General features: G+C 74.4%; 16 protein-coding genes and 1 pseudogene. 5 read left to right on the top strand and 12 right to left on the bottom strand.

Annotated elements, in window-relative coordinates; genetic code table 11:
- Positions 1–203 precede the first annotated feature (203 nt).
- From ACEXOX_RS33135 to gdhA, 3 genes are all read right to left on the bottom strand, one after another.
- Positions 204–893 carry an SDR family oxidoreductase gene (locus ACEXOX_RS33135; protein ID WP_406524646.1) on the bottom strand — a complete coding sequence of 230 codons (690 nt, stop codon included), beginning with the start codon at positions 891–893 and terminating at the stop codon, positions 204–206.
- Positions 894–995: 102 nt separating this feature from the next.
- Positions 996–1,538 carry a TIGR00730 family Rossman fold protein gene (locus ACEXOX_RS33130; RefSeq protein ID WP_406524645.1) on the bottom strand — a complete coding sequence of 181 codons (543 nt, stop codon included), beginning with the start codon at positions 1,536–1,538 and terminating at the stop codon, positions 996–998.
- A gap of 127 nt (positions 1,539–1,665) precedes the next feature.
- On the bottom strand, positions 1,666–3,048 hold the full coding sequence (gene gdhA / locus ACEXOX_RS33125) for an NADP-specific glutamate dehydrogenase (RefSeq protein WP_406524644.1): 1,383 nt from the start codon (positions 3,046–3,048) through the stop codon (positions 1,666–1,668).
- 339 nt (positions 3,049–3,387) lie between these two features.
- Between gdhA and murJ the strand changes: the two genes are divergently transcribed.
- On the top strand, positions 3,388–4,956 hold the full coding sequence (gene murJ / locus ACEXOX_RS33120; RefSeq protein WP_406526549.1) for a murein biosynthesis integral membrane protein MurJ: 1,569 nt from the start codon (positions 3,388–3,390) through the stop codon (positions 4,954–4,956).
- Here the strand turns inward: murJ and ACEXOX_RS33115 are convergent.
- Both ACEXOX_RS33115 and ACEXOX_RS33110 read right to left on the bottom strand, forming a co-directional pair.
- Complete coding sequence (locus ACEXOX_RS33115) at positions 4,922–5,263, bottom strand: hypothetical protein (RefSeq protein ID WP_406524643.1); 342 nt, start codon at positions 5,261–5,263, stop codon at positions 4,922–4,924. The genes murJ and ACEXOX_RS33115 overlap by 35 nt on opposite strands.
- The gene (locus ACEXOX_RS33110; RefSeq protein ID WP_406524642.1) at positions 5,215–5,703 is read right to left on the bottom strand and encodes a VC0807 family protein; all 489 of its coding nucleotides are present in this window, start codon (positions 5,701–5,703) and stop codon (positions 5,215–5,217) included. The genes ACEXOX_RS33115 and ACEXOX_RS33110 overlap by 49 nt, the downstream gene beginning before the upstream one ends.
- 204 nt (positions 5,704–5,907) lie before the next feature.
- Here ACEXOX_RS33110 and ACEXOX_RS33105 point away from each other — a divergent pair, with 204 nt between their 5' ends.
- The gene (locus ACEXOX_RS33105; RefSeq protein WP_406524641.1) at positions 5,908–6,966 is read left to right on the top strand and encodes an aldo/keto reductase; all 1,059 of its coding nucleotides are present in this window, start codon (positions 5,908–5,910) and stop codon (positions 6,964–6,966) included.
- A gap of 80 nt (positions 6,967–7,046) precedes the next feature.
- On the opposite strand, the gene mnmA is transcribed toward ACEXOX_RS33105, so the two are convergent.
- Positions 7,047–8,168: a tRNA 2-thiouridine(34) synthase MnmA gene (gene mnmA, locus ACEXOX_RS33100; RefSeq protein WP_406524640.1), complete on the bottom strand. Its 1,122-nt coding sequence runs from the start codon at positions 8,166–8,168 to the stop codon at positions 7,047–7,049.
- A gap of 54 nt (positions 8,169–8,222) precedes the next feature.
- Here mnmA and ACEXOX_RS33095 point away from each other — a divergent pair.
- Positions 8,223–8,897, top strand: a pseudogene (locus tag ACEXOX_RS33095) (N-acetylmuramoyl-L-alanine amidase); the annotation flags it as partial.
- Between the two features lie 335 nt (positions 8,898–9,232).
- On the top strand, positions 9,233–9,595 hold the full coding sequence (locus ACEXOX_RS33090) for a hypothetical protein (RefSeq protein WP_406524639.1): 363 nt from the start codon (positions 9,233–9,235) through the stop codon (positions 9,593–9,595).
- A gap of 81 nt (positions 9,596–9,676) precedes the next feature.
- On the opposite strand, the gene ACEXOX_RS33085 is transcribed toward ACEXOX_RS33090, so the two are convergent.
- On the bottom strand, positions 9,677–10,846 hold the full coding sequence (locus ACEXOX_RS33085) for a cysteine desulfurase family protein (RefSeq protein WP_406524638.1): 1,170 nt from the start codon (positions 10,844–10,846) through the stop codon (positions 9,677–9,679).
- A gap of 158 nt (positions 10,847–11,004) precedes the next feature.
- On the opposite strand from ACEXOX_RS33085, the gene ACEXOX_RS33080 reads away from it, so the two are divergent.
- Positions 11,005–11,838 carry an alpha/beta fold hydrolase gene (locus ACEXOX_RS33080; protein WP_406524637.1) on the top strand — a complete coding sequence of 278 codons (834 nt, stop codon included), beginning with the start codon at positions 11,005–11,007 and terminating at the stop codon, positions 11,836–11,838.
- A gap of 35 nt (positions 11,839–11,873) precedes the next feature.
- Here ACEXOX_RS33080 and ACEXOX_RS33075 read toward each other — a convergent pair whose 3' ends face one another.
- The 5 genes from ACEXOX_RS33075 to ACEXOX_RS33055 form a co-directional block, all read right to left on the bottom strand.
- Positions 11,874–17,339 (bottom strand): SAV_2336 N-terminal domain-related protein, encoded by a 5,466-nt coding sequence (locus ACEXOX_RS33075; protein ID WP_406524636.1) that lies wholly within the window; start codon positions 17,337–17,339, stop codon positions 11,874–11,876.
- A complete protein-coding gene (locus ACEXOX_RS33070) occupies positions 17,336–18,355 on the bottom strand; it encodes an AAA family ATPase (protein ID WP_406524635.1) in 1,020 nt (339 codons plus the stop codon). The genes ACEXOX_RS33075 and ACEXOX_RS33070 overlap by 4 nt, the downstream gene beginning before the upstream one ends.
- A gap of 68 nt (positions 18,356–18,423) precedes the next feature.
- Positions 18,424–20,553: a serine protease gene (locus ACEXOX_RS33065; RefSeq protein WP_406524634.1), complete on the bottom strand. Its 2,130-nt coding sequence runs from the start codon at positions 20,551–20,553 to the stop codon at positions 18,424–18,426.
- Positions 20,554–20,808: 255 nt separating this feature from the next.
- Complete coding sequence (locus ACEXOX_RS33060; RefSeq protein ID WP_406524633.1) at positions 20,809–21,249, bottom strand: CU044_2847 family protein; 441 nt, start codon at positions 21,247–21,249, stop codon at positions 20,809–20,811.
- 63 nt (positions 21,250–21,312) lie between these two features.
- Positions 21,313–22,173, bottom strand: a complete 861-nt coding sequence (locus tag ACEXOX_RS33055) for a thioesterase family protein (protein WP_406524632.1) — start codon at positions 22,171–22,173, stop codon at positions 21,313–21,315.
- Positions 22,174–22,182 lie beyond the last annotated feature (9 nt).

Here is a 22,182-nt window from a genome sequence, read left to right as displayed (position 1 = left end):
GGTGCCGGCGTTGCCGGCGAGGCGGGTGGGGGCGTTGTTCTCGGTCACCGTCCGAGGGTAAGTGGTCTCGCCTTCGGCCACGGGCGGCCGGGTGGGTCGCCGGGCCCGGGGCCGCGGTGACGGTCGGACCATGGGCCCGTCACCGATGTCCGCAATCGCCGGACGGTCTGGAATGTCCGGACCCGGGCCCCGTCAGCAGCCGCTCAGCGCCCCGGCCGCACCGTCAGGTCGTTGATCTCCGCGTCACGCGGGAGGTCGAGCGCGGTCAGCAGGGTCGTGGCCACCGACTCCGGGTCGATCCACCGGGAGGCGTCGTACTCGCGGCCCTCCTGGCGGAAGACGTTCTCCTGCATGGGGGTGGCGGTGCGGCCCGGGTAGATGGAGGTCACCCGTACGCCGTTGCCGTGCTCCTCGGCGCGCAGCGAGTCGGCGAGCGCCTTCAGGCCGTGCTTGCTGGCGGCATAGGCGCCCCACTGGGCGTGGGCGTGCAGGCCGGCGCCGGAGTTGACGAAGACGACGTGGCCCTTGGCGGTCCGCAGCTGCGGGAGGAACTGGCGGGTCAGCTCGGCGGGCGAGACCAGGTTGGCGGCGAGGGTGCGCTGCCACGCCTTGGGGCCGAGGTCGCCGACGGCGCCCAGTTCGACGACGCCCGCGATGTGCAGCAGGGAGTCGAGGCGGTCCGGGAGCGGCTGCTTGCCGAAGGCCCAGTCCAGCTTCTCGGGGGTGGCGAGGTCGCCGACCACCGTGCGGGCGCCGGGGAACTGCGCGGCCAGTTCCTTGGCGCGGCCGGCGTCGCGCGCCAGCAGCCAGAGTTCCTCGCCGCGGTCGGCGAGCCGCCGCGCGACCGCCGCTCCGATGCCCGATCCTGCGCCCGTGATCAAGTGCGTACCCATGGGCCCGATCCTAACGAGGGGGACCGGGGCGGCGCGGGCGCGTCCGCGCGGAGCGGAATGATTCATTCCGCCCCGGCGCCGGTCCCCGTCGCCGCTCCGGTCTCAGCCCTGGACGCCCGCCTGCTCCTCCAGGTAGGCCAGCGCCCCGGCACCGTCCTCCGCGAAGAAGACCAGCTCCGTGAGCGGCAGCGGCAGGAAGCCTTCCTTCTCCATGCGCTGGAACTGTTCCTTGAGGCCGTCGTAGAAACCGGCGGTGTTCAGCAGCACCACGGGCTTGGTGTGCAGGCCGTGCTTCTTCAGCTCCAGGATCTCGGTGGCCTCGTCGAGCGTGCCGGTGCCGCCGACCATGACGACGATCGCGTCGGCGCGCGCCAGCAGCTCGGCCTTGCGCTCGGCGAGGTCCTTGGTGACCACCATGTCGTCGACCCCGGGCCGCACCTTGTGCGCGAGGAAGTCCACCGAGACGCCGACGAGCCGGCCGCCCGCCGCCTCTACGCCGTCCGCCATGACCTTCATCAGTCCGCTGTCCGAGCCGCCCCACACCATGGCGTGGCCGCCCTTGCCGATCAGCTCGGCGAACTCGCGGGCGGGTCCGGTGTAGCGGGCGTCGAGGTCGGCGGCGGAGCAGAAGACACAGATGTTCATACCGGCCACTGTACGAGCCGGTACTGACGGTGGGCCGGGGCCGGGCGCGGTACCAGGGCACCGGGGACCGGCCCCTCAGGCCGGCCCCGCACCGCGGCCCCTCAGATCAGCCCCTCAGATCAGCCCCTCAGATCAGCCCCTGCGCCAGCATCGCCTCCGCCACCCGCTCGAAGCCCGCGACGTTCGCGCCCGTCACGTAGTCGCCCGGCAGGCCGTGGCGTTCCGCGGTCTCGTAGCAGGTGTCGTGGATGCCCCGCATGATCGCCGCCAGCTCGCCCTCGGTGCGCTCGAAGTCCCAGGACTCGCGGCCGGAGTTCTGCCGCATCTCCAGGGCGCTGGTGGCCACGCCGCCCGCGTTGGCCGCCTTGCCCGGTCCGAAGGCCACGCCCGCCTCCTGGAAGAGGGCCACCGCGCCGGGGGTGGTCGGCATGTTGGCGCCTTCGGAGACGGCCTTGACGCCGTTGCGCACGAGGACGCGCGCGGCGTCGGCGTCCAGTTCGTTCTGGGTCGCGGAGGGCAGCGCGACGTCGCAGGCCACGTCCCAGACCCGGCCGCCCGGCACGTACCGGGCGGAGGCGCCGCGCCGGTCCGCGTAGTGCTCCACACGGCCTCGCTCGGCCTCCTTGACCTGCTTGAGCAGGTCGAGGTCGATCCCCTTCTCGTCGATCACGTAACCGCCGGAGTCCGAGCACGTCAGCACGTTCGCGCCGAGCGCCTGGGCCTTCTCGATGCTGTAGATGGCGACATTGCCCGAGCCGGAGACGACGACCTGCTGGCCGTCCAGGTCCTCGCCGCGCTGCCGCAGCATCTCGGCGGTGAAGAGCACATTGCCGTAGCCGGTGGCCTCCGTACGGACCGTGGAGCCGCCCCAGCCGAGGCCCTTGCCGGTCAGCACCCCGGCCTCCCAGCGGTTGGTGATCCGCCGGTACTGGCCGAAGAGGTAGCCGATCTCCCGGCCGCCGACGCCGATGTCGCCCGCCGGGACGTCGGTGTGCTCGCCCAGGTGGCGGTGGAGTTCGGTCATGAAGGACTGGCAGAACCGCATCACCTCGGCGTCCGAGCGGCCGCGCGGGTCGAAGTCGCTGCCGCCCTTGCCGCCGCCGATGTTCAGTCCGGTGAGGGCGTTCTTGAAGATCTGTTCGAAGCCGAGGAACTTGACGATGCCGAGGTTGACGGAGGGGTGGAAGCGCAGCCCGCCCTTGTAGGGCCCGAGGGCGCTGTTGAACTCCACCCGGAAGCCGCGGTTGACGTGGACGGCTCCGGAGTCGTCCTGCCACGGCACGCGGAAGAGGATCTGGCGCTCCGGTTCGCAGATCCGCTCCAGGATCCTGGCCTCGGCGTACTCGGGACGGGCCGCCAGCGCCGGGGCGAGGGTCTGCAGCACTTCGAGGGCGGCCTGGTGGAACTCCGGTTCCCCGGGGTTGCGCCGGATCAGCTCCTGGTGCAGCGCTTCCAGCGAGACCGCTGAGTTCCGTCCGGGCGTACCGACACCGGCATGAACTGTCGACATGTCTTCTCTTCCCTTCGTCGCCGACGAAGGACCACCGGTGGACCGGGACCACGCGCACAGCGTCGCACCCGGCCGGGCGGCCCCTGTGCGTCCCGTCGCTACCGCCGAGCCTAGGGGCCCGCGGACCGCCGGGGGCCACCGGGGCGGAAGTCGCGATGCGTGAAGCTTTGGGTTTAGGTTGCGGCCATGGTGGAGGAAACGCGTCCCGACGCGCAGGCAAGGACCGAGGCGGAATTAACAGCAGGGCCGGACGGTCACGGGCAAAGAGAGCACAGAGCGCACAGAGTGGCGCATGGTGACGGGCCCGCCTCCGGCAGCCTGCGCCGCTCATCCCTCCTGATGGCCGCGGGCACGGTCGTCTCCCGCGCGACCGGCCTGTTCCGGGGCGTCCTCCAAGCCGGCGCCCTCGGTACGGGACTGCTGGCCACCACGTACAACACCGCCAACCTCGTTCCGATGAGCCTGTACACGCTGCTGATCGGCGGCGCCCTGAACGCCGTGCTCGTGCCGCAGCTCGTGCGGGCCCGGGCGGAGCACCCGGACGGCGGGCGGGCGCACGAACAGCGGCTGGTCACGCTCGTGCTGTCCGTCCTCGGTGTCGGCACGCTGCTCGCCGTGTGGGCCGCGCCCGAGATCGTGAGCCTCTACACGACGGACACGCCTCAGAACCACGCCGCCTACGAACTGACCGTCGTCTTCGCCCGGTTCCTGCTGCCGCAGATCTTCTTCTACGGCGTGTTCGGCATCATGGGGCAGGTGCTCAACGCGCGCGGGAAGTTCGGCGCGATGATGTGGACGCCGGTGCTCAACAACGTCGTCCTGATCGCCATGTTCGGTGCGTACATCGGGCTGCTGACCGTGCCGGAGACGGTGGCGGACATCACCGACGCGCAGGTGCGGATGCTCGGCGTGGGCACCACGCTCGGCATCGCCCTCCAGGCCCTCGCGCTGATCCCCTACGCGCGTGAGGCGGGCTTCCGCTTCCGGCCGCGCTTCGACTGGCGCGGTACCGGGCTGCGCAAGAGCGCCAACGCTGCGCGCTGGACGCTGTTGTTCGTGCTGACCAACCTGGTCTCGATGACCATCGTGGCCCACTACGCGACCGCCGCCGACCAGGAACTGCCCAAGGATGGCGTCGGCCTCTCCTCGTACACGTATGCGCAGAACATCTGGGGCCTGCCGCAGTCCATCGTCACTGTCTCGCTGATCACCGTGCTACTGCCGCGGATGACCCGGGCGGTCGCCGAACGGCGCCTGGACGACCTGCGGGACGATCTCTCCCGCGCGCTGCGGATCAGTGGCACGGTCATCGTCCCGGCCGCCGTCTTCTTCGTGGCGTTCGGCCCGGAGGTGGCACAGTTGCTGTACGCGCACGGCGCCGCCAGTGCCGAATCCGCCGTGCCGCTGGGGCAGATGCTCCAGGCCCTCGGGCTGGGCCTGATCCCGTTCTCCGCCCAGTCGCTGCTGCTGCGCGGCTTCTACGCCTTCGAGGACACCCGTACACCGTTCCTGATGGCCGCCTGCATCTCCGGGGTGAACATCGCGCTCGCCACCGCCTGCCACCTGCTGCTGCCGGCCCGGTGGGCAGTCGTCGGCATGGCCGCCGCGTACACCGTTGCGTACGGCGTCGGGCTGCTGGCCAGCGCGTACCTGCTGCGCCGCCGCCTGGAAGGGCGGCTGGACGGGCACCGGCTGAGCCGTACGTACGGCAAGCTCACCGGTGCCGCGCTGGCCGCCGGGGCGGTGGGCTGGGCGGCGGCCCAGGCCTGTGCAGGGGCCACCGGGGACGCCTTCTGGTCCACGGCGCTGGCCCTGGCCGCCGGGGCGGCGACCATGACGCTGCTCTTCCTGCTGCTGGCGCGCGCGCTGCGGATCACCGAGCTGCGGTCCCTGCCGGGGCTGCGCTGACGGAGCGGGCCGGGGCGGTGGCCGTGTCCGCCGCCTCGGCTGCCAGCATCCGCGCCATCGTCTGGATGCCGACCATCCCGCTGACCACGGTGGCGACGACGATGGCCACGACCAGCATCACCGTGCCCAGCCACACCATGGTGTCCACCGGCAACGTGAACGCGCCGATCACCCGCGCCACGCACTCGCCCAGCAGGGCGGCGCCCCACACGGCGGAGTGCCGGCTCTGCACCCGCCGGAACCGCGCCGACCGGGCCGTCAGCCGGTCCCACGCGGCGCCCTTGGCCGCGTCCCCCGGGTCAGCCACGGCTTGAGCGTCGGCGCCAGCATCGGCCGTCCGATGAGCGCGGACACCAGCACCGCCAGACCGAAGGTGCTGCTGACGGCGCTGTCCTTGGCCATCATCAGCCGCTCGTCGCCCGCCATCAGGCTCAGCAGCAGACCGATGACGTTGGTCACCGTCATCACCGTCGCCATGGCGTTGAAGCGGCGCTCCCTGACCAGGCTCCACACGGAGCGCGCGGCGGGCAGGGCGCCGCTCCAGGCCAGCGCGGCGAGGGTGCTCAGACCGAAGGCCCCGGTCAGGACGTAGTACGACGCGATCGGGACACCGGCGTCCAGGAGCAGTGCCCGGGGGCCCTCCAGCTTCTTGCCGGACCCGGCGGCCTTGTCGGACCCGGTCGCCTCACCGGTCCCGGTCCCGGTGCCGGTCGCGGCCGTCGTGCCGTGCGGGGCCTGGCTGTTCATGGGTCCTCCGTGTCGCTGTGCGCCCGTCCGTCCTTGCGCTTCCAGCTTCGCCGCGCGCCCCCGCGCCCCGGCAGGCCCGGGTGTAACCACATCGCCGTGACATTTGTCAGGCCACGCGCAAGCGCCCGGCCCGGTGCTTGCGTTGAAGCGCCCTCCAGCTCTTAGCGTCTGACGTACGACCCGACCACCGAAGGGGATCTCTTCGTGCGTTACACACTGTTCGGCAGGACCGGTCTGCGGGTGAGCGAGCTGAGCCTCGGCACCATGACCATCGGCACGGACTGGGGCTGGGGCGCCCCCGAGGACACCAGCGCGCGGATCGTCGACGCGTACGACGACGCCGGCGGCAACTTCATCGACACCGCCAACAACTACACCGACGGCAGCTCCGAGAAGATCCTCGGCAAGCTCCTCGAAGGCCGCCGGGACCGCTTCGTGCTCGCCAGCAAGTACACCTGCGCGTTCCGTGCGGGCGACCCCAACGCGGCGGGCAGCCACCGCAAGAGCCTGGTGCGGTCGGTGGAGCAGAGCCTCGCCCGGCTGCGCACCGACCACCTCGACGTCCTCTGGGTGCACGCGCGGGACCACTTCACACCCGTCGAGGAGACCATGCGGGCGCTGGACGACGTCGTACGGTCGGGCAAGGTGCTGTACGTCGGGGTGTCCGACTGGCCGGCCTGGGAGATCGCGCAGGCGAACACCCTGGCCGAGCTGCGCGGCTGGACCGCGTTCGCGGGCTCGCAGCTGCGCTACAGCTTGCTGGAGCGCACTCCGGAGCGCGAGCTGCTGCCCCAGGCGCGCGCCTTCGACCTGGCCGTACTGGCGTGGGCCCCGCTGGCGGCGGGCAAGCTCACCGGCAAGTACCGGCGCGGCGAGCGCGGGCGGCTGGACGTGGTCGGCGACGACGGCCGCGCGGCGGACCACGAGGAGGCGACGGTCTCGGCGGTGCTGGAGATCGCCGAGCAGGGCGGCTGGAGCCCGGCGCAGGTGGCGCTGGCCTGGCTGCGGCAGCAGCCCGGGAACATCGTCCCGGTCATCGCCGCCACCAAGGAGAGCCAGCTCGCCGACAACCTCGCGAGCGTGGACGTCGAGCTGGACGCGGCGGCGCTGCGGCGGCTGGACGAGGTGAGCGCCGTACCGCTGGGCTTCCCGCACGACTTCCTGGCGGAGCCCGGGATCACCCAGAACGTCTACGGCGACCGCTGGAGCGCCATCGAGGAGCGGCGGTCCGGCTACCGGCGGTCGGTGCACGGCGTGCTCTGACCCGGCGCCCCGCGACGCTCACCGCGTGCCGCGTGCCGCGTGCCGCGTGCCGCGTAGCCGCGCGGTGAGCGTCCCGTCCGCTATGCGACCGCGCGCACCCGCTCCGTCGTCGCGATCGTCGCCGAGCCGACCACCCGGGTGCCGTCGTACAGCACGATGGCCTGGCCGGGGGCGACGCCGCGGACCGGCTCGGCGAAGGTGACGCGCAGTTCGCCGTCGACCAGGCCGGCGGTGACCTCGGTCTCGCCGCCATGGGCGCGCAGCTGCGCGGTGTACGTACCGGGGCCGGTCGGCGCGGCGCCGCACCAGCGGGGGCGGACGGCGGTGAGCGCGGTCACGTCCAGGGCCTCGGCCGGGCCGACGGTGACCGTGTTGTCCACCGGGGAGATGTCCAGGACGTAGCGCGGCTTGCCGTCCGGGGCGGGGGTGCCGATGCGCAGGCCCTTGCGCTGGCCGATGGTGAAGCCGTACGCGCCCTCGTGGGTGCCGAGCTTCGCGCCGGACTCGTCGACGATGTCGCCCTCGGCCGTGCCGAGGCGCTTGGCGAGGAAGGCCTGGGTGTCGCCGTCGGCGATGAAACAGATGTCGTGGCTGTCCGGCTTCTTGGCGACGAACAGACCGCGCCGGGCGGCCTCCTCGCGGATCTCCGCCTTGGTGGTGAGGGTGTCGCCGAGCGGGAACATGGCGTGCGCGAGCTGCTGGTCGTCGAGCACCCCGAGGACGTACGACTGGTCCTTGGCCATGTCGGAGGCGCGGTGCAGCTCACGGCTGCCGTCCGGGTGCTCCACGACCGTGGCGTAGTGGCCGGTGCAGACCGCGTCGAAGCCGAGGGCGAGCGCCTTGTCCAGCAGCGCGGCGAACTTGATCTTCTCGTTGCAGCGCAGGCAGGGGTTGGGGGTGCGGCCGGCCTCGTACTCGGCGAAGAAGTCCTCGACGACGTCCTCACGGAAGCGCTCGGCGAGGTCCCACACGTAGAACGGGATGCCGATGACGTCGGCGGCGCGGCGCGCGTCGTGCGAGTCCTCGATCGTGCAGCAGCCCCGGGCCCCGGTGCGGAAGGATTTCGGGTTCTCGGAGAGCGCGAGGTGCACGCCGGTCACGTCGTGGCCCGCCTCGGCGGCGCGGGCGGCGGCGACGGCGGAGTCGACACCGCCGGACATGGCGGCGAGCACGCGGAGGCGGCGGGGAGCGTCAGTCGTCATAACCCCTCCAGGGTAGACGGAACCACCGACAGCCTCCCAAGCGTTGTGCAGCGCATGGGAGACGCGGGGGAATCCGGGCGGACGGCGGGCCAGGGCTTCAGCAGACGGGCCCTGCTGCTCGGCGGCGCGGGCACGGTGCTGGCGGGCGGCGCCGCGTACGCGCTCCACGACGACCTGCTGCGCTGGTGGTGGCGGCTGCCGGGCCGCAGGAAACCCCGGACGGACGGCGCGGTGGACTACGGCGCCGCGCGCTGGGTCCCGGCCGCCCCGGCGAACTGGCGGCAGGCCGACCGCCCGGACGACTACTCCATAGACCGGGTCGTCGTCCACGTCGTCCAGGGCGGCTACACGGACGCGCTGCGGGTCTTCCAGAGCCCGCTGCACGGCGCGGCGGCGCACTACGTGGTGCGCAAGGACGGCCAGGTGGCGCAGACGGTCCGCGAGCTGGACGTGGCGTTCCACGCGGGCAACCGCGCGTACAACGAGCGCAGCATCGGCATCGAGCACGAGGGCTTCGTGGACCGCCCGGCGTCCTTCACCCCTGCCATGTACGCATCATCCGCGCGGCTGACCGCCGGGATCTGCCGCCGCTACGGCTTCCCCGCCGACCGGCAGCACATCGTGGGCCATGTGGAGGTACCGGGCACCGATCACACCGATCCCGGGGCACACTGGAACTGGAGGCTGTACCTGGACCTGGTGCGTGCCGAGCTGCGCCGCCGACTCCCCGCCGGAGGCGTGACGCGGGGCGTCCGGGCGCCGCGCGGTGCCCCTCGTGGAACGGACCACTCATGGCGTACGACAGAGCCCCGGCCACCGGGCCGGCGCACCGCAGCACCGGAACCGGCACCGGCACGGGAACCGGCGCCGGCGCCGACAATGGCCGTGGAACCAACCCTGGCGCCGGCACCACCAGCGGGCCCGGCCTCGCCGAGGACCGTGTCTTCGGGCGGGTCCTGCTGGACCTGGCCCCGAAAGCCGACACCGTCCTGCTCACGGTGCGGGGCGACCGGGTGGCGACGGCCGAGCTGCGCCGCTCGGCGGGCGCGCCCGCGGCCGCGCACGTGCCGGTCGGCACCCGCGACGGCGGGTACCTGCGGCTGACCGTCGACGGCCGGCCCGCGCACCTCGCCCCCGGCAAGGGGCGGCTGACCCGGCGCTCCCACCGGGTCCAGGTGATCTACGGCGGCGCCGTGTACCGGCTCCTGCCGGACTCGCCCAACGGGAGCCGGCTGGTCAAGGAGGGCCGCCGGATCGCGGACTTCTCCTCGGACGGCACCGGGCACGTCTGGGCCGACTGGCACCCGGACGTGACACCGCCGCTGCGGGAGGACGCCGCGATCGGCTACACCCTCGCCGCGGCCTTCGGCACCGGCGCCGAACCGACCTGGCGGCTGCTGCTCCAGGCCGCGCTCGACCTGGTCTGACGCACCTGGGCCCCTATCCGGCCTGCCCGGCCCCATCCCGCAGCCCGGCACCAGCCCCTCCACGAAGCTCAGGCCCGGCCCTCAGCTCAGCCCCGCGCTCCGCGCCCGTTCCACCACCGGACCGATCGCCTCCGCCACCGCCGCCACGTCCGCCTCGGTGGTGGTGTGGCCGAGGGAGAAGCGCAGCGTGCCGCGCGCGAGGTCGGCGTCCATGCCCGCGGCGAGCAGGACGTGACTGGGCTGGGCGACGCCCGCGGTGCAGGCGGAGCCGGTGGAGCAGGCGATGCCCTGGGCGTCCAGGAGGAGGAGCAGGGAGTCGCCCTCGCAGCCGGGGAAGGAGAAGTGCGCGTTGGCGGGCAGGCGGCCCGCCGGGTCGGGGTCGCCGCCGAGGACGGCGTCCGGTGCGGCGGCCCGTACCGCCTTGACGAGGTCGTCGCGCAGGGCGCCGATGTCGCGGGCGAACCCCTCGCGGTGCCCGACGGCGTACCGCGCGGCGGCGGCGAACGCGGCGATGCCGGGGGTGTCCAGCGTGCCGGAGCGCACCTGCCTCTCCTGACCGCCGCCGTGCAGGACGGGCACGGGCGCGTACTCGCGTCGCAGCAGCAGCGCGCCGACGCCGTACGGGCCGCCGATCTTGTGCGCGGAGACGGTCATCGCGGCCAGGCCGGAGGCCGCGAAGTCGACCTCCAGCTGCCCGAACGCCTGGACCGCGTCGGCGTGCAGCGGAATGCCGAACTCCGCCGCCACGTCGGCCAGTTCCCGGACCGGCATGATCGTGCCGATCTCGTTGTTGGCCCACATGACGGTGGCCAGGGCGACGTCGTCGGGGTTACGGGCGACGGCCGCGCGGAACGCGTCGGCGTGCACCCGTCCGTACCCGTCGACGGGCAGCCATTCGACCCGCGCGCCCTCGTGCTCGGCGAGCCATTCCACGGCGTCCAGGACGGCGTGGTGCTCGACGGGGCTGGCGAGGACGCGGGTACGGGCCGGTTCGGCGTCCCGGCGGGCCCAGTACAGGCCCTTGACCGCGAGGTTGTCGGCTTCGGTGCCGCCCGCGGTGAAGACCACCTCACTGGGGCGGGCGCCGAGCGCGGAGGCGAGGGATTCCCGCGCCTCCTCGACGGTGCGCCGGGCCCGCCGGCCGGCGGCGTGCAACGAGGACGCGTTGCCGGTGACGGTCAGCTGGGCGGTCATCGCCTGCACCGCCTCCGGGAGCATCGGGGTGGTGGCGGCGTGGTCGAGGTAAACCATGGTGCGAACGATTCTACGAGCAGGCGCGGGGGCGCATGCCGGGCGCGTGGGGGCTCGGCCGTACTCCCCGGTTTCCGGCCCGCCGTCACCCCGTCACTCCGTCCCGCGGACCTCCCGCCCCCTCGACACCCCCGTAAGGAGTGTCTACGCTTACGGTCATGACTCAGTGGTGTCTGGACCGTACGTACCGCAGTACCTCCGGTGAAGTGCGCTGGACCGCGCTCGGCGAGGACGGGGCGCCGCCCCTGGTCCTGCTGCACGGCACACCGTTCTCCTCGTACGTCTGGCGGGGTGTCGCACGGGCGCTGTCCGAGCGGTTCCAGGTGTACGTCTGGGACCTGCCGGGCTACGGCGCATCCGAGAAAGCCGCAGGCCAGGACGTGTGCCTGCCCCGGCAGGCGGAGGTGTTCACCGAACTGCTCGCGCACTGGGGGCTCACCGGCCGGGAACCCACCGTCGTCGCTCACGACTTCGGCGGCTACGTGGCCCTGCGGGCCCACCTCGTGCACGGCGCGCGCTACCGGCGCCTCGCGCTCGTCGGCCCGACCACCCTGCCCGGCTGGGGCTCCGCCACGTACCGCCTGCTCGGCGAGCACCCCGACGTCTTCACGCAGTTGCCTCCCGCCCTGCACCGGGCGCTGGTCACGGAGTACATCTCGTCCGCGAGCAGCCCCGGCATGCACCCGGCCGTCCTGGAACAGCTCGTCGAACCGTGGTGCACGGAGGAGGGGCAACCCGCCTTCTACCGACAGATCGAGCAGAACGGGCTGGACGCCACCGCCGACCTCACGGAGGAGGAGTACCGCAGGGTCTCGGTGCCGACGCTGGTGGCCTGGGGTGCGCAGGACGCGTGGAACCCCGTCACGCTGGCACCCGGCCTCGCGGCGATGATCCCCGGCGCCCGCCTGCATCTTGTCGACGGAGCCGGACACCTCGTGCAGGAGGACGCGCCCGCGGAACTCACGGCGCTGCTGGCGGCGTTCACGGCATAGGAACGCCCCCACCTGCCCCTGCACCCCACCCGGCCCTACGCCCCGCCCGGCTCCAGCGGCGGCCGCAGCCGCGGCCCGCCGGAGCCGGGCACGTCCAGCGTCTCGTACAGGGTGAGCGCCTCGCTCCAGCGCTCCTGCGCCCGGCCCGCCTGGCCCTGGGCCTCCAGCGCGTGCGCCAGCAGGCTCAGCCCGTCGGCCGCCCGCCGGCCGCCGTCCGCCACCGCGAACAGGCGTACCGCCTCCTCCGCCGCCCGTACGGCACCGTCCGCCCAGTTGGTGGCCAGACGCGACTCGGCAATCCGCAGCTGGGCCAGGCCCGTCCAGAGCCGCTGTCCGGCCTCCTGCAAGAGGGGCAGTGCCTCCTCCAGGGCGGCCAGCGCGTCCTCGTGGCGGCCCGCCTCGGCCTGGGCGACGGCGAGGAAGTACAGCCCCGTGCCGAGCCGCTGCCCCTGGCCCGCGGCCCGGTAGATGTCCACGCCCTGCCGGGCGAGCCCGACACCCCGCTCCGCCTCCCGGTCGCGGACGCACAGCCGGGAACGCTCCACCAGTACGGCGGCCTCGCCCAGCCGGTCGCCCTGCACCTGGCAGTGGCTCCTGGCCAGCGTGAAGTGCTGCTCGGCGTCGGGCCGGTGGAGCGCGACCGCGGTGACACCGCGCACCAGCGGTGCCCGGCCGCTGGTCACCGGGTCCCCCGTGTCGAGGCCCAGCCGGTACGCGCGGCGGGCCTCGTCCTCCGCGTCGGCGAACCGGTCGGCCGCGAGGCAGGCGCGGGCGCGGGCCAGCCGGGCGCGCGCCTCCGCGCGCTTCTGGTCGCGTCCGGTGACGGCGCGGGCGATCACGGCCACCGCGGCCTGTTCGTACCGGTCCGTGAAGAGTCCGGTGCCGAGCAGCGGTTCGAGGAGGAGGAGGGTGTCGGCGCACCGGGCGACGTACGCCCCGGACCGCAGGTCGGCCGTCTGCCGGACGACGGCCAGCGCTCCGGTCCCGTTCGCCGCCCACCAGTCCGACGCCGCACCGCGGTCCGCGAGCGGGAGGGCCGGAACCGGTTCCGCGGGCGGGACGCTCCGGTCGAGCAGCGCAGCGCCGGGCGCGTCGAGGCCGTAGGCCCGGTGGGCGGTGGCGAGGTACCAGTCGAGCAGCCGGGACAGCGCGGCGTCGCGGTCCTCCGGCGCGGTGTGGCGGGTCAGTTCCTCGTACGCGAACGAGGCGAGCGCCTCGCGGTGCCGGTAGCGGCCGGGGGCCGGGGACTTCAGCAGACCGGTGCGCACCAGGGTCTCCAGGTGCGCCTCGGTGGCGGCGGGTTCGGTGCCGGTCAGGGCGGCCACGGCGGCGGTCGGCAGGTCGGGGCCGTGCGGCAGCGCCAGCAGGCGGAAGGCGGCGAGCGCCGGCGGGTCGAGGTCGTGGGTGAGGCGCAGCGCGGTGCTGTTGATCATGGCTTCGGCCGCCGTACGGTCCGCCGGGCCGTCCAGCATCAGTTCCGCCGCCACCGCCTCGACCGCGGCCTCCGAACAGCCGCACGCTTCGAGCGCCGCGCGCGCCACCGCGCGGCGGGCCGCGACCCGCTCCTCGCCCACCCGCAGCGCGAGGACCTCCAGCGCGTCGCTGGTGCTCAGGGACTCCAGATGCAGGGAGAGGACGCCGGTCAGGCCGGCCGGCGGCCGGTCGCGGCCGACGAGCAGTGCGGCGCCCGTGACGTCCGGGAGCAGGGGCAGCAAGGGCCCGATCGCGCGTACCTCGTCCAGGACGACGATCAGGCGCAGCGCGCCGATCGCCGACCGGTAGAACGCCATCCGCTCCTCGGCGTCGGCGGGGATCTCCTCGTACCGGTAGCCGAGTTGGCGCAGCAGTACGGCGGCGAGGTGCGGTACCGCGGCTTCCGGATCGCCGTCCGCGGGCATGATCGCGTACAGCCGTCCGTCCGGGAAGCGGTCCTGCACGGCGTCGGCCACCCGCGCCGCCAGACTCGTCTTGCCGACGCCGGCGCCCCCGGAGATGACGCCGACGTTGCGTACGGTGGGCCGCTGCCGCGTCAGGTGATCCGCCAGCCGCCCCAGTTCAACCGCCCGGCCGCCGCCCGCGCGGTCCTGCCGGGGCCCGTACCGGCCGGCCCGCAGCAGGCTGCGCAGCCCCGGGGAGACCTGCTCGTCGTGGGCCAGCGCGCGCGCGAGGAGTTCACGGGTACGCTCGCGGGCCGGGTCCAGGTACAGCAGCCAGGTCAGCGCTTCTTCCGCCGCGGCGTGCCGGCCCAGGCGCAGTTCCAGTTCGGTGCGGTCCTCGACCAGAGTGCGCCGCCGGTCGGCCAGCCGCCGGGACTCCGCGCGCAGGTACGGCCCCGGCAGGCCCGCCAAGGGCTGGCCACCCCGCCACAGGGCGACGGCCGCGTCCAGCAGGTCCCTGGCGCTGTCCCAGTCCTGGGCCGCACGGGCGTCGCGGGCCACGGCGACCAGGTCGTCGGCCCGGCGCAGGTCCACGTCGAGGTCGGTCCTGGCGGTCCGGCGCAGCGCGTAGCCGCCGTCTTCCCCGACGAGGACTTCCGCGTCCGGCCCAAGGGCCTTGCGCAGCCGGGTGGCGTAGGTGCGCAGGGTGGCGTGCGCGGCGTTCGGCGGGTCGTCTCCCCACAAGGCGTCGATCAGGTCGTCCTCGGAGATGACGCGGCCTGCGCGCAGCACGAGTACGGCGAGCAGCGCGCGCTGCTGCGGTGAGCCGGTGGCCAGGTCCACGCCGCCGCGCAGCATCCGCACCGGGCCGAGCACGGTAATGCGCAGCGGTTCGCGCGGGGGCCGCAGGGCGGGGTCGCTCCGTCCCGTCCGGTCCTGGTCCCGTGCGAGCGCCAGCAGTTCGCGCAGGCGGGGGCGGGACGGGCTGCGGGCGAGCAGTTCGGACAGCTCGCTCACGGCCTCGTCGTACCGGCCGAGCCGCAGGTCGCACTCGATGCGGTCCTCGGCCAGGGTGTGCCGCCACTCGGTCAGCCGCAGCCGCTCGGTCTGCGCGTACGGGCCGGGGAGTCCGGCCAGCGGCTCGCCGCGCCACAGGGCGAGGGCCGCGGTCAGCAGCGTGCGGGCGCGGTCCCACTCCCCCGCGTCCCGGGCGGCGCGGGCGGCGCGTTCGTATCCCTCGGCGCGTTCCAGGTCCATGTCTATGTCGGTCCCGGCGTCGGCGCGCAGGGCGTAGCCGACACGCTCGCGGACCAGGACGTGCTCGTCCTCGCCGAGAGCCCTGCGCAGCCGCGCGATGCTGTGGTCCAGCACCGCGCGGGCGTTGCGCGGCGGGTCACCGCCCCAGAGCGCGTTGAGCAGTTCGGCCTCGGAGGCGACGCCTTCGTGGCGCAGCAGGAGGGCCGCGAGCAGGGCCCGGTCCAGGCGGGACGGGACGTCGATCCGCTGGTCGCCCCGCCACAGCCCGACCGGCCCGAGCACGGTGAAGCGCAGCGGCTCGCGCAGTTCCTCGGCGGGCAGGACGGGGACGGGCCGGGCGTCCGGCCGGTACGGGGCGGGCTCGGCGGCGGGGCCGTCCGGCGCGTACGGCTCCGTGACGACGGGCCCTCCGACGGGCTCCACGGAGGACTCTTCGACGGGCTCTTCGACGCGTTCTCCGGCGGTCCGGACGCCGGCGCCCTCGGCCGGAGCTTCCGCAGGGGCCGCCGTCCCGGCCGCCTCGACAGCCGCGTCCACGACGGACGGTGCGGCGGAGGCGCCCGGAACCCCGTCGTCCGCACCCGCCGGCTCCTCGGTCACGACAGACCCGCCAGCCCCGCCAAGCCTGCCGACCCCACTGGTCCCATCGGCCCAATTGGTCCCATCGGACACGACGGAATCGCCGAGCCCCCTTGCCCCGTCCGCCCCCACACCACCACCAGAAGCATCCGCCACCCCCGGCACCCTCCCGCCCAGCCGCTCCAGCACCGGACTGGCCAGCACCGCGAACGCCTGTGCCGACTCCTGGAGCCGCATCTCCCCGGTGTCGTCGGCGACCAGGGCGGGGAAGTCGGGCAGCCGGCCCATGTACGGCTCCAGGGCACGCCCGACCGCCTCCACGACGGCCAGGGACTGCTGGGTACCGAGGCCGCTGAAGAGCAGTTCGCGCACGCCGGGCCGGAAGTCGTAGACGGGCTGCCCGGAGCCGGTGCCCAGCGGCCCGTCGAAGCCGCCGAGGGACCGGGCCCCGCGCGGGGCGGCGACCCGTTCCAGCAGGCCGCCGAGGAGGATCTCGGCGACCTGGGTCGGTCCGGCGTCGCTCATCGCGGCGGCGCGCACCAGTTGCATGAGGGGGACGGTGAGCGGGTTGATGGCGGAGAGCCGTACGGCCAGGCGGTACGACTCGGGCGAGAACGCGCCGCGGAAGTGCGCGACCAGTTCCGCCGCGGAGCCCGCCGGCCGCGGCGGGTCCTGCTCCGGTTCCTCGCCCAGCAGCACCGTGTCGATCAGATGCGGGACGCCGGGACGGGTCAGCAGCGCGGCCCACTGCCCGAGCCCGCCGGGGGTCAGCGGGACGACGGGCAGGGCCACCGTGCCCGGCTCCTCGGCCTCGGGGTCCGGCTCGCCCGTCAGCGGGTCGAGCACCCGGGTCCGGTCGGGCCCGGCGAACTCCACCGGGGAGGTCAGCAGCCGGGGCTGGGCGTCCAGCGCGGTGCCCCGCCACAGCCGCCGCGGCAGCGGGTGCAGCACCGCCACCGGCCCGTAACAGCCCCAGCGGCGCACGGCACGCGCCGCGTCGGGGGTCCGCCACCCCGAGCTCGTGCCGTCGGTGAGGACGAAGGTCACGGTGGGGCCCGTGGTCCACGGCAGCCGGCCCAGGACGGCCATGTCCTGCGGGTCGAAGGCGCACACCCGCACGCTGCGGAAGATGCCGCCCCGGTCCAGCACCGACCGCAGCTCACCGGCCAGCTGGCTCCACACCTGCATCGAGGGCGCCTCGTCCACCAGCAGCACGGCGGACCAGCGGCGCTCCTGGTCGGGCCGCGAGACGACGTCGAACAGCGCGGTCTCGGCGGCGAGCCGGACGGTGGCTTCCACGTCGGTCACGCGGCGGTGGGGGTGCGGCTCGAACCGGCGCAGCGGGCGCAGGGCCCTGGACAGGTGCTGGGGCCTGGCGAGCGCGCGGCGTCCGGGCGCGCGGGCAGGCCGGGCGCGGCGGCTGAACGCGCTGCCGCCCTCGCTGCCCATCGCATACAGGGAACGCTGCGACGGAAGTACGGTCGCGGAGACGCCGCCGGGGAGGTCGCCGGCCGCACCGTCCTCGCACGGCCCGTCCGTACGGCCCGGGCCGTCCGCCTCCTCCGGTCCGCCGCCGGCCCCGTCCTCGGGCGCGTCCCGGGCGGCGGAGTCGGCGGGCGCGTCCTCGGCCGCGCCCGGTCCGGTGTCCCGTGCGGACTCCGGTCCGGGCGGCGTGGAGCGCAGCTGGCCCTCGCGCACCGCGCGGGCCAGCCACAGGACGTCCAGCAGTTCGCCCGCGCCGAGGTCGTAGCCCTGGCCCGCGAGGATCTGCCGCAGCCGGTCGATCATGGCGACATGGGTTCGTCCAGGCGGTGCATGACCGCGGAGAGCAGCTCGTCCTTGGTCAGGTCGGCACCGGTGATCCGCAGGTGGACGGCGGCCAGCAGCTGGTCGGTGGCGAGCGTCTCGGTCTTGGAGCGCTGGAGGAAGCCGTCGATGAGGTCCTCGGCCTCGGCGAGCGCCTGCGGCCCCAGGTTGTGGGCGATGATCTCGCGCAGCCGTTCGGGGGTCGGCTCGGGCAGGTCCAGGCGGACGCAGCGGCGCAGGAAGGCGGGCGGGAACTCCCGTTCGCCGTTGCTCGTCATCACCACGACCGGGAAGTGCGCGCAGGAGACGACGCCGCGGTGCACCCGTACCCGCTCCCGGCTGCCGTCGGTCAATACGTGCACGTCCTGGTGCTGCTCGGACAGCCGCGCCAGCTCCGGGATCTCGAACTCGCCCTCCTCCAGCACCACCAGCAGGTCGTTCGGCAGGTCGATGTCGGACTTGTCCAGCTCGTCGACGAGCAGCACCCGGGGCCGGTCGGCGGCGGCCAGCGCCGTACCGAGCGGGCCCAGGCGCAGGTAGTGGCCGATGTCGGTGGTGTAGGAGCCGCGGTGCTCCTTGAGCCGCCGCGGCGCCGTACGGACCGCCTCCCGCTCGCGGCGCAGCGACGCCTCGCGCAGCCGGCCCACCGCGTCGTAGCGGTAGAGCGCGTCGGCGAGGGTGGAGCGGGAGTTGACGGACCAGCGCAGGACGTCGCCGAGCCCCAGCTCGGCGGCGACGGCGCGGGCCAGCGAGCTCTTGCCGGTGCCGGGGCGGCCGGTGACCAGCAGGGGACGGTGCAGGTGCAGGGCGGCGTTGACGACCGACACCTCGTTGCGGTCCATCAGGTACGGCGCGGGCGCCTCGGCCCTCCTGCGGGCGGCGGCGAAGTAGCGCCACGGCGGCGCCGCCGGCAGCGGCGCGGGACCGCGGAACACCCACCAGCCCTCGGGCTCCGGCCCGGCTTCCGGGCCGTGGTCGGGTGTGCTCTGTGGGGCCACGGGTCGTTCTCCTTCGTCCTTGCTCACATGCTGCGTCATGCCTGGGCCGGCCCGGTGTCCTGGCTGGGTCACGGCTGGGTCAGCACCCAGGCGTCCGGGGCCAGTTGCGGTGGCCGGTGGTCGGGCGCGTCGTACATCAGGGAGAGCTGGCGTCCCCGGTGGCCGGTGGACGTGACCTCGGCGACCGCCTTGGCCCGCTCCAGCCGTACCGTCTCGGGGAGCTGGGTGTGGTGCCCGCCCTCGACCAGTTCGAGCAGGTCCGCCGCGACGCTCTCACCGTGCTCCTCGCGGTGCCACAGGACCGTGTGGACGCCCGCCTGGACGCACTGGCGCAGCAGCGCCCCGTGGTGCCGGGGCTCGCAGCAGACGATCACCGTGCCCACCTCGGGCTGCATCTCCAGGCGGGCACGGGCCACCTTGCGGTCGGTGCTGCCGTGGTCCAGGACGAGGCTGCGGGCGGTGTCCAGCGCCGCGGTGCGCCGCTTCCACCCGGCGTAGCTGGTCCGCGAACGCTGGGCGGTGCGGATCACCACCCGGCGGGTGAAGCCCAGTCCGAAGGGGCCGTCCTCGTCGCTGTCGAAGGACTCCCAGCGGTCCACCGGCAGCCCGAGCCAGGCGGCGGGCAGGAAGAACTCGACGAGGGCGGGCTCGGGGTCCTCGCGGATCTCCTCGACCAGCACCCGGTGGATGTCGTCCACGACCTGTTCGCTGGTCACCTCGGTGTCCCGGGCGAGGACGAGGTGGTGCGGGGCGTCGCCGCCGCTCCACGCCCAGACCTGGTACGTGTAGTGCCGTCCGGTGGCGGTGGGCAGCAGTTCCACCTGGACGCGCGGCACCTTCGACAGCCGCGCGCGGTCCTCGGTCCCGTGCCGGTACGGGCCGCTGCCGTTCGGCGAGGGGACGGAACCCACCGGCGGACTCACCGGTGCCGCGTCCACCGGTGCCGCGTCCACCGGTGCCGTGCCCATCGGCGCCACGCCCACCGCCGCGCTCCCGACGCCCGCCCAGCCGGCGGGCGGCCACGCGTCGCGGTGCGTCGCGTGACGGGCCGTGCGGTGATCCGGGGGACGGTCCATGGGGCGGGCCGCCTGGCGCACGGCGTGGTGTTCCGCCGCGGCCCGTGCCCGTTCCGCGCGGTAGCCCCGTACATCGGCGGCGTACTGGCGTACGGCGGCCACGTCGACGCCCAGCCGCAGAGCGGTCCGCTCCGTCCATGCCTCCAGCTCCTCGGCGGGGTACGCGCCCGCCTCGCTCTCGTCGACACCGATCCGCACCACGCCCTGCAACAGTGGCGGCATGGGCTGGGCGCCCTGGGCCTCGAAGCCCTCCAGGACGCCGACGGTGTCGGCCAGCCCGGTGACCGCGGGCAGTTCGATGGCGTGCGGCAGTACGTCGGCGAGCAGTTCGCGCGGGTCCGTACGGCCGCAGTGCGCCAGCAGGCCGTTCAGGTCGCGCTGCTGCTTGCGGGTCAGGGACTCGCCGGGGCTGACGGCGCGGGCCACCCTGCGCAGCCGCTCCCACTGCGCACCGCTGCCGGCCGGCATCGTCTCCCGTACGGCCTGGAGGAGTTCGGGCACGCCGCGCCGGACGCCCACGGCCAGACCGACCAGCCGGTCGAGGTCGGCGCCGGGACCCAGGGACTGCCGCAGCAGCCGGGAAGCGAGCAGCTCCTCGCAGCCGCGCACCGCGTCCGGGGTGGCCAGGATCGTCTCCAGGACGGCCAGCAGCTGCTGGACGCCGCGCCGGGCGGAGGGCACCACGGGCGGCGGCAGGTCGGGCAGCTCGGCCTCGATCGCCGGGACGCTGATCGCGTAGAGGGTGGCCGAGGCCTGGGGCTGCCGGGCGGCGGTCGGGGTCCGGAGGTCGGCCACCACGATTCCGACGACGGCCTGCCGGTCGCGGTCCCACAGCGGCCCGCCGCTGAAGCCTTCCCTGACCTCGGTGCCGCCGACCACGTCCAGCGCCACCCAGGGCGGCGCGGAGACCCGGGGCACCGCGCGCACGGTGGGCAGCGGGTGGCCGCTGGCCCACAGGGCGATGACCTCGTTGCCGTAGGCGTGCGGGAGGAAGGGGCGGGCTCGGCCCCGGCGGGCGCGGGGCCCGGCAGGCGGAGCACGGCCAGGTCGCCGTGGTGGAGGTGCGCGCCGGGCGGTACGGGTCCGCTGCCGGCCGCCGCCGTCGCGCGCGGCGGGCTCCACAGGGCGGGCTCCACCCGGGCGGTCAGGTCCCGGTCGGGCGCGACGTGCGGCAGGCGGACGCGGACGGTGTGGCCCGGGCCCGGCAGCGTCTGGTCGTAACGGTCCCGGCCGAGCGCGCTGTTGACGACGTGCGCGCAGGTGAGTACGAGGTCGTCGCCGAGCAGGACGCCGGCGCCCACGGCCCTTCCGGTGTCGCGTACCGAGACGAAGGAGCGGAACAGCGGCTGATCCACGCCGGACACCACCATGCCGTCCTCAGGTCGTGCCGGCGCTGCCGAGGTTCCAGGTGGCGGAGACCTTGAAGCTGGCCTCGCCCTGGCCGGAGAAGACACCCAGGCTCAAATCCGAGCCGAGGGTGACTCCGAACTCCACCGTGACCTCGTCCGGCCGGTGGTCACCGGCGGCGAGCGAACGGTGGATGCTGCCCAGCACGGCGCCCAGCGGCCGCAGGGCGCCCTCCAGCGTCTCGCCGCCGCGGGTCAGCGCCCGTGCGACCCGTCCGTCCACGCTGACCGGGCGGGAGTGGCCGAAGCCGTCCGGCAGCTCCAGTCCGGCGTCGTCCCCGTCCTCGGGCTTCTCGGGCCGCTCCGCGCCGTTCGCGCCCGGCGCACTGTGCGGACCGTGGGCGCCGGCCGGGGCCAAGTGCAGCCAGACGACCGCGTTTTCACCGGTTCCTTCGTCGATGCTCAGTGCCATGTCCCCCATGTGATCAGTCTGACACGTCACCGGGTGGCGCCGCGCCCCCTTTGGAAGAGCGATTCAGGCCATGGTGGAGGCGCTCCTCGGCGCGCGGGCCAGCTGGCGTGACTGGGCGACGAGGCGGTCCGCGCTGTCCCAGACCTCCGCGTCCTCCTCCAGGAAGCCGCCCGCCAGGTTGCGGGTGGTGATGGCGACGCGCAGCGGTCCGGGGGCCGGGCGGCGGCGGATGTGGGTGGTCAGCTCGACGGTGGGGACCCAGCCGGTCAGGCCGATCTCGAAGGCGGTGGGCGGCAGCGCGTCGACCGTCAGCAGCAGCGACAGCGGGTCGGGGTCGCGGCCGTCGGCGAGCCCGAACCAGCCGCGCATCTCGCCGTTGCCGGAGGGCGCGCCGACGGCCCAGCCGCAGGTGGCCGGATCCAGCCGGATGGTGAGGCGGTCGGCGATGGCGGTGCTGCCGGGGATGGTGGTCTGCCCTTCGGGCGCGCTGTCGGAGCCCAGGCAGTGTTCGTACGGCGGGATGGCGGGCGGCTTGGCGGTGGTCCGTACGTCGTCGGTGAGCGTGTCGAGGTCGCCGTACGCGGCGAGCACCCGCAGCCGCTCGACCTCGCTGCCGTCCTCCTCGAACTGGACGAGGGTGGCGGTGCCGGTGGACAGGGTGCGGCCGGTGCGGACGGCCTCCGTACGGATGACGGCGGGGCCGGGCACCGAGGCGGTCAGGTAGTGCGCGGTGACCGAGAAGGGGTCCGGGTGCGGCAGGGCGTCGCCGAGGGCGCGGCCCATCAGGGCGAGCAGATAGCCGCCGTTGACCGCGTGGATGATCGTCCAGCCCGCGGAGAGGTCCGCCTCGTAGTGGCCGGGGGCGCGGCGGACGACCGCCGTGTCGCGGTCGAATTCGCTGTTACCTATGGTCACCTGTGCCATGCGCGGCAC

It is taken from the genome of Streptomyces sp. Ac-502 (assembly GCF_045222935.1).
GTDB lineage: Bacteria > Actinomycetota > Actinomycetes > Streptomycetales > Streptomycetaceae > Streptomyces > Streptomyces monomycini.
This window is presented reverse-complemented; position numbering and strand designations above follow the sequence as displayed.